This window comes from Rhodococcus sp. ENV425 (assembly GCF_002887785.1).
Lineage (GTDB): Bacteria > Actinomycetota > Actinomycetes > Mycobacteriales > Mycobacteriaceae > Rhodococcus > Rhodococcus aetherivorans.
In genome coordinates, this window is record NZ_PCZU01000063.1 from 6,939 (window position 1) to 13,089 (window position 6,151).

Genomic DNA, 6,151 nt, shown 5'->3' on the forward strand with positions numbered 1-6,151 from the left:
GGGTCGCGGATCGGTAGCGGCGGCAATGTCGGGTGTTCGGTGAACTGGCCGACGATGGCGCGGGTGCGGTGGGCGAGGACCGATCCGATGTCTTTCGCTCCGGCGACGGGGCCTTCGGCGAGTGCGTGTCCGAGGAGTGTGCGGGTGCTGTGGCCGTGGTCGTGGGCGTCGGCGAGGACCTGGCGAAGCTGTGCCCATCCCTCGGTGCCTTCGATGGTGGCAGCGATGTGTTCGGGCAGGGTGCGGCGCATCTCGGTCTCGAGTGCGCCGTCGCGGAGGCGGCGTTGGGCGGCCAGATATGCCTCGCGCAGCCGTTCCGGGTCGGTGGCGTGGGCGGCTTGTTCGGCGAGTTCTTCGGTGGCGGTGCGGTGGCCGTTGTCGGTGGCGACGACGGTTTCGAGGATCATCCGGCCGGTGGAGACGTTCTTGTCTTCGAGGTGCGGACGCTCGGTGTCGAGGTTGACGGGCACGTCGACTGGGACGTAGATCCGGTTGTCGGTGCGGGCGCGGGTGACGGCCACATACAGCCCGGAGCGGTCCATGTCGGGGTTGATGATGGCGTGGGCGGTGTCGACGGTGACGCCCTGGGCGCGGTGCACGGTGGAGGCGTAGCCGAGTTGCACGTGGGTGCTGATGTAGTCGGCCGGCAAGGTGATGACGCCGCCGTGTTCGAAGTGCCGGACGGTCATCACACCGCGTTCGGACACGACGTCGAGCACTTCCCACAGGTCGCCGTTTCGCACGAACGCTCCGGCCTTCTTTCCGCCGGAGGGGTTCAGATCGCGGCGGTTGCTGCGGGTGAGCACGATGTCTCCGCGGCCGGCGGTGTGTTCGTCGGCGAGGGCGACGGTGGTGGATTCGTCGCTGGTTCCGTCGTGGCGGCGCACGGCCTGGACTTGGATGTTGGCTGCCGTGACGTCCTCGCGGGTGGGCAGCATGACGATGGATTCTTTGCCGTCGGCGAGGTCGTGGAGGTAGTTCTCGACGGCCTGGCCGATCATTTCTTCGCGCGTTCCTTCGCGCACGAGATCGCGTTCGTAGATCAGATCCAGACCGGTGGAATCACCGGATCGCAACAGCATCGAGTTTTCGGCTTGGGCGGTGTCGTTGCCGAATCGGACCACGGTGTCGAGCTCAGGGGCGTCGGTGCTGCGCGCCAGATAGCGCAGCATTCCGCCGGTCTCCACAGCGTCGAGCTGGGCCGGGTCACCGAGCAGGCGGACGACTGCGCCACGTTCCTTGGCGATCTCGACGACGGCGGCGAGGTCGAGGGTGGAGGCAAGGGAGGCTTCGTCGACGAGCAGCATCGTGCCCGGTGCGATGTCGATGCTGGCCGGAAGTGTGCCGGGGCGACTGCCGACGAGACCACGCCAGGGGTAGGTCAGGGAGGCCAGGGTCAGGCCGGTGACACCGACTTCTTCGCCGAGTGTTTCGGCGGCAACTGCGGACGGTGCGAGCGCGATGACATTGTGGCCTTCGTTCTGCCATGCCTGCACGACGGCCTTCATGCTGGTGGTTTTTCCGGTTCCTGCGGGTCCGACACCGACGGCGAGCAGCGCCCCGGATTGCAGGAAGTGTTCGGTCAAGGTGCGCTGGCCGGCGTTGAGGTTGCGCCCGGTTTCGGCGCGCATCTGCTCGTATACCTGATGGATTGAGGCGGTGCGGGCGGTGAAGACGGTGGGTTCGCTGGTGGCCGATACCAGCATCGTTTCGGCGTCGAGGATGCGCTGGGAGCTGTGTTTGTGGCTGCCGTGGTGGGACAGTACGAAGTCGCCGTTACGTCGGCGCAGACGCCTCGGGATCGCGGGCAGCTCGGCCCGTGGGGTGGTCACTGATAACTCCATGACCTGGCTGGTGAGTCGATCGACCGCGTTGCGGTAGGTGTCGAGGTCGGGGAATGTCTCGCCGCCGAGGTGGGCCTGGACGGCGGAGATGATGTGCGGCAGTTGCCAGCGCGAGCGTTTGGATTCGAGCTTGGTGATTACGTCTCGGGCATCGTCGTCGAGGCTTCGACGCTGCGGCATCGGTGCGTGATCGGCGGCGAAGGCGTCGCGGACGAGCTGGTCGACGGCCTCGTTGCCACCGAGGATTTCGGCGGCTTTCTCGCGCCATTCTGCGCGCATCTCCGCGAGTGATTTCGCGTCGGCCTTGCCTTCGCGGGTATCGAGGGTGGCCTGCTGATAGAGCTGATACATCGTCTTGGCGTCGGGCATCCGCTGGTACTTGGCGCGGTACTCGGCCATGAGTTCGTCGCGGCGGACCTCGATTGCGCTGCGGCGGGAGCTGAACACCTCAAGCATATTGCGGGGAATGGCGGCCAGTTCGACGACGGGTTGCTTTCCCTGCTCGATCTCGCGGTAGGTCAGCTCAAGACCGAGTTCGGTGCTCAGGCGCTGCATCACTTCGGCGTTGAATCGCTGCGAGGCGGCGACAGCGAAGCGGAACATTGTCGATCCGTCGACGGCACGCCACTTGCCGTCTTCGGCGGCCTGGGTCTTGATCGACACGACAGCGTGGGTGTGCAGGTTGGGGTCCCCGCAGCGGGAATCGAAGTGCTTGTAGAGGGTGGCAACGAAGCCGTTGGTGTCGATCTGCTCCTCGCCGTTACGGCCGACGCGGGTGAAGCAGGCGTTCTCTTCGAGCCACCGGAGGGTGTCTTTCACCGTGGCATCGACGATGCGCTCGATCTCGATGCGCGTCTCGTTCGGTGCCAGTGCCCACAGGCTCGACACACTCTTGGGCGGTGTGAAAACCAGGTCGTGTCCCGCTACCGGGTGGCGGACTTTGCCCTTCTCGTGGGCGATCCAGTTCCGCAGTTCGGCTTCGTTTGCCACCGGTCGGCCGTGCTTGTCCTGGAACATCCCTCCGGCGATGCGGTCGAGGATCGCAGCGGATTCATCCCGGCTCGGGGCATGTCCGTGGGTGTCGGTGTACTCGGCGATCTCGGCCGCGTGGCGGTCGAACAGCTCGACGTCGTTCTTGAAGGTCGGGAACTTCCGTCCGAGTCGAGCGAGCCGGATTGCGTCCTCGGACGGGACGCCCCGGTCGATGAGTTCGGCGATCAGGGCGTCGGCATTTGGGTGGAGTCCTTCGCCGAACAGGGCCTTCATTTGCGTCTCGGTGACGACATCTCCGGCGGAGATCCGGTCGGCGTTCTCGACGTGGATGTCGTCGAGAAGGTCGTTCAAACCGTCCACTCCTGAGCCGAACCATTCGCCGGGCGGTGTGCCGTGCGCGGTGTAGTAATCGGTGAGTTCTGCTCCACGTTTACGCTCGCGGTCGGCTGTGGCGACCTGACGTGTCAGGTACTCGTAGCCGTCCGCTGCGTGCAGGACGTGGAGGGTCATCACGGGCTCGATCTTAGCGGTACGAACGCGCAGGTTGGGAGCAGGTTTCCCGAATGTCAGTAAAACTGCAAGAGGTGTGTCCCATCTCTTCTGGTGCTGATACCCGGATACGGTGCGATGTAGATCGGTGTAGCCGGCGGTCGCAGACCGCTCCGGCGGAGACACGGGTTTGGTCGGGACGCTGGCTTAGACTCGGCGTGAGTTGTTGTAGACGGGAAGGGTGTCGCAGTGAGTGGTTCGGGGGATGCGGTGCACAACGGGACGAAGGTGATCTCGGCGCGCAGTCAGGCACGGTCGAAGTTGTCGGAACGGCGCGCTGAATTGCTCAAGCGGATCAGCGACAACCAGCGCGACCTCGAGCGCGCGTTGGCGTCGCTGGAGAAGGTGGACAAGGCCGCCGCTCGTCGTGATGCGGCGATCGCCAAGGCGAACGAGGAGTTCGAGAAGAAGAAGGCTGCGGCCGAACTCGCGGCGGGCAGGTCGCTGGCGCAGGTTGCTGGACGTGGCGAGACCGCTACCTCGATCTCCGAACTCGTCGATCTGGACGTGGCGATGGTGCGCCGGTTGGTGAAGCTGGCCGAAGAGAACAACGACTCGACGCCTCCCGCACAAGGATCGAGCAGGGGCGGCAGTGAGGCGAAGGCACCGACGCCCGACGTGCCGGTAGCTGCTTCCGGCTCCTGATCGGGCAGCAAGCAACGGCGCGAGGTCAGAGACGGAGCCACTGTGCGGTGGGAGCCAGGAGACGAGATCGAACGGACTCGCTTCTTCCAACGCGTGGTGTACGGACCGGACTTGGATTCCTGTCACCTCTGGATCGGTGCGCTCGTTGACGACGGCTACGGACGGTTCTGGATAGCTCGAGACGGTCATCAGATCGTGGTGCGGCCGCACCGTTACGCGCTCGCTGTGGAGCTGGAACGTGGCCTCGACGACAACGAAGTGGCGATGCACCGGCGTTGTGACAACCCGCTGTGCGTCAACACGGGCGACGGTGATGCCTTCGCTGCCCATGTGGTGCTCGCGTCGGCCGCTGAGAACATGGCGGACATGGGGCGTAAGGGTCGCGGCGGGGGCCGGTGGTTGTGGTTCGGCGCCGACCGTGCCGACCGTGCCGAACGTGCTCGACGCTCACGAGCGGTGCGCGAGGCGGTCTTGCGATATGGCTGGGATCAGCACGCGATCGAGACAGCCCTGTACGACGTGGCGCAAGGAACGCTGTGGTAGTTGGCAGGCGATCGTCTTCTGATGTGTCGAGGCGGTTGGTTCGGCCATGGTGGATATTCGATGATGAGAGTTGACCGTTGCACGCGAGTCGGGGCGGTTTCGGAGACGTTAGGGGTTCTTATGCAGCGCAGTGAAGCGGAAGCGGTCTTGCTCGGTGCCGTGCTCGAGGTGATGCCGATTTCGGACCTGGCCCTCGATGCGGCGGTCGCCGGCATACCGGTGTTGGACGTACCCCGTACTCGCAGCATCGACATCTGCTTCTCCGATAAGCCGGACATTCTCTGACGGCTCGCCTGAATCGCACCGTGACGATGCACGGTCGTGGCACTGCGGTTGGGTGTCGTCCCGGCACGGTGGCGCGGATCCGTGCGTGAGCTGCGGGAGAAGTCGGGCGAAGGGGCTCGATGCCCTGAGCTCGGCCCTGCGCGCTGCGGAAGGTGCGGGCGGGTTCGTTGGTGAGTTGGAGATAGGGCGAGGCCCCGCACCGGTCGGTGCGGGGCCTCATGGTGTGTTGTCAGTCCTCGGGGGCGAATCCGAATTCGGGGAGGACGTTTCGACCGGCCTCGAGGACTTCTTGCACTCCCTTGGCGTGCAAGCCGTGGTCGACGACTTGGCGGATGAGAAGCGCGAGCTTGGGGATCTGGGTCTCGTGGGCTACTCCGTTCTCGATGGCGTCGAGGGCGACGGCGGCGCGGACTCCGTAGCCGTGTGCGTAGGCGACGGCGGCGAGGACGGACAGGATCGTAAAGCGGACGTAGCCGGAGGTCTTGCGGGCGGCGTCGGTCAGGATGGCGACGGCGGCGACGTTGCGGGAGAAGTACAGGGCCACATCGCGGGCGCGGGGGTTGTCGGTGAGGGTGATCGCGACGGCGACGGCTTCGGGGTAGGTCAGCTCGCGGGGTGCTTCGATGGCGTCGCGCAGCGTCTCGAGGTTCGCGGCGTCGGTGATCTCGGGAGCCTGGGCGCGGGCCTGGCGCGCGTCCCACTGGCGCTCGAACAACACTCCGAGGTCTTCGGCGGGTGCGAGTTCGGCGGCAAGGGCGTCGCGGCTGGGGGCAATGGGTGCGCGGCCGTCGATGACTCCGAGGACTGCAACGGTGCTCGCGAGGATGTCACCGAGTTCGCCGGATTCGGCGCTGGGGAAGTTGAAGAAGGTCTCACCGGCGGTGTACTCGGGCAGGACGGCGGCGATGGGCACGGCCAGACCGAGTGTGTAGGCGTGGCGGGTGGCGGCGAGAAGGGTTTCCTCTGCGGTGTCGCCGTTGGGGTGGATGCTGACAAGCGCGGCGATGGTGGCGTTGAAGTCGGCGGATTCGGCGGCGGCCATGAGCTTGTCGAGAGCGACAACGGCAGTGGCGTTGTCGTGGTCGAGGCGGGCGAAGGGGCCGGTCGTTCCCTGGGGATCGATCAGGGCGATGACGAGGGATTCGTTCGGGACCATGCCGAGGAAGGCGGGGATGCCTTCGATGAACTGGGCGGTGTTGAGGCGGGTAACGGGGGCGTTCTCGTTGTTGTTCATGACTCAATTTTACATCTGTTTTGATGAGTTTTCGATGTTTTGTTGGTGTTTTTTCGGT

5 protein-coding genes are annotated in these 6,151 nt (G+C 65.4%); 3 read left to right on the top strand and 2 right to left on the bottom strand.

The window, feature by feature from the left end:
* The coding region (gene mobF / locus CQZ88_RS04680) for a MobF family relaxase (protein ID WP_258008443.1) at window positions 1-3,347 on the bottom strand (3,347 nt) is incomplete at its 3' end.
* Window positions 3,348-3,596: 249 nt separating this feature from the next.
* On the opposite strand from mobF, the gene CQZ88_RS04685 reads away from it, so the two are divergent.
* From CQZ88_RS04685 to CQZ88_RS29765, 3 genes are all read left to right on the top strand, one after another.
* Complete coding sequence (locus tag CQZ88_RS04685; protein WP_043798101.1) at window positions 3,597-4,031, top strand: hypothetical protein; 435 nt, start codon at window positions 3,597-3,599, stop codon at window positions 4,029-4,031.
* 42 nt (window positions 4,032-4,073) lie between these two features.
* On the top strand, window positions 4,074-4,574 hold the full coding sequence (locus tag CQZ88_RS04690) for a hypothetical protein (RefSeq protein ID WP_258008442.1): 501 nt from the start codon (window positions 4,074-4,076) through the stop codon (window positions 4,572-4,574).
* A gap of 120 nt (window positions 4,575-4,694) precedes the next feature.
* Window positions 4,695-4,859, top strand: a complete 165-nt coding sequence (locus CQZ88_RS29765; protein ID WP_180986946.1) for a hypothetical protein — start codon at window positions 4,695-4,697, stop codon at window positions 4,857-4,859.
* 229 nt (window positions 4,860-5,088) lie between these two features.
* Here the strand turns inward: CQZ88_RS29765 and CQZ88_RS04695 are convergent, their stop codons facing one another.
* Entirely contained in the window at window positions 5,089-6,093 is a 1,005-nt protein-coding gene (locus CQZ88_RS04695; protein ID WP_102799317.1) for a DUF4192 family protein, read from the bottom strand.
* Between the last annotated feature and the right edge of the window lie 58 nt (window positions 6,094-6,151).

What these genes read in the sequence shown, in the direction of transcription:
- CQZ88_RS29765 (WP_180986946.1), top strand. Translation starts at nt 4,695, where the DNA reads ATGCAGCGCAGTGAAGCGGAAGCGGTCTTGCTCGGTGCCGTGCTCGAG.
- CQZ88_RS04695 (WP_102799317.1), bottom strand. Translation starts at nt 6,093, where the DNA reads ATGAACAACAACGAGAACGCCCCCGTTACCCGCCTCAACACCGCCCAG.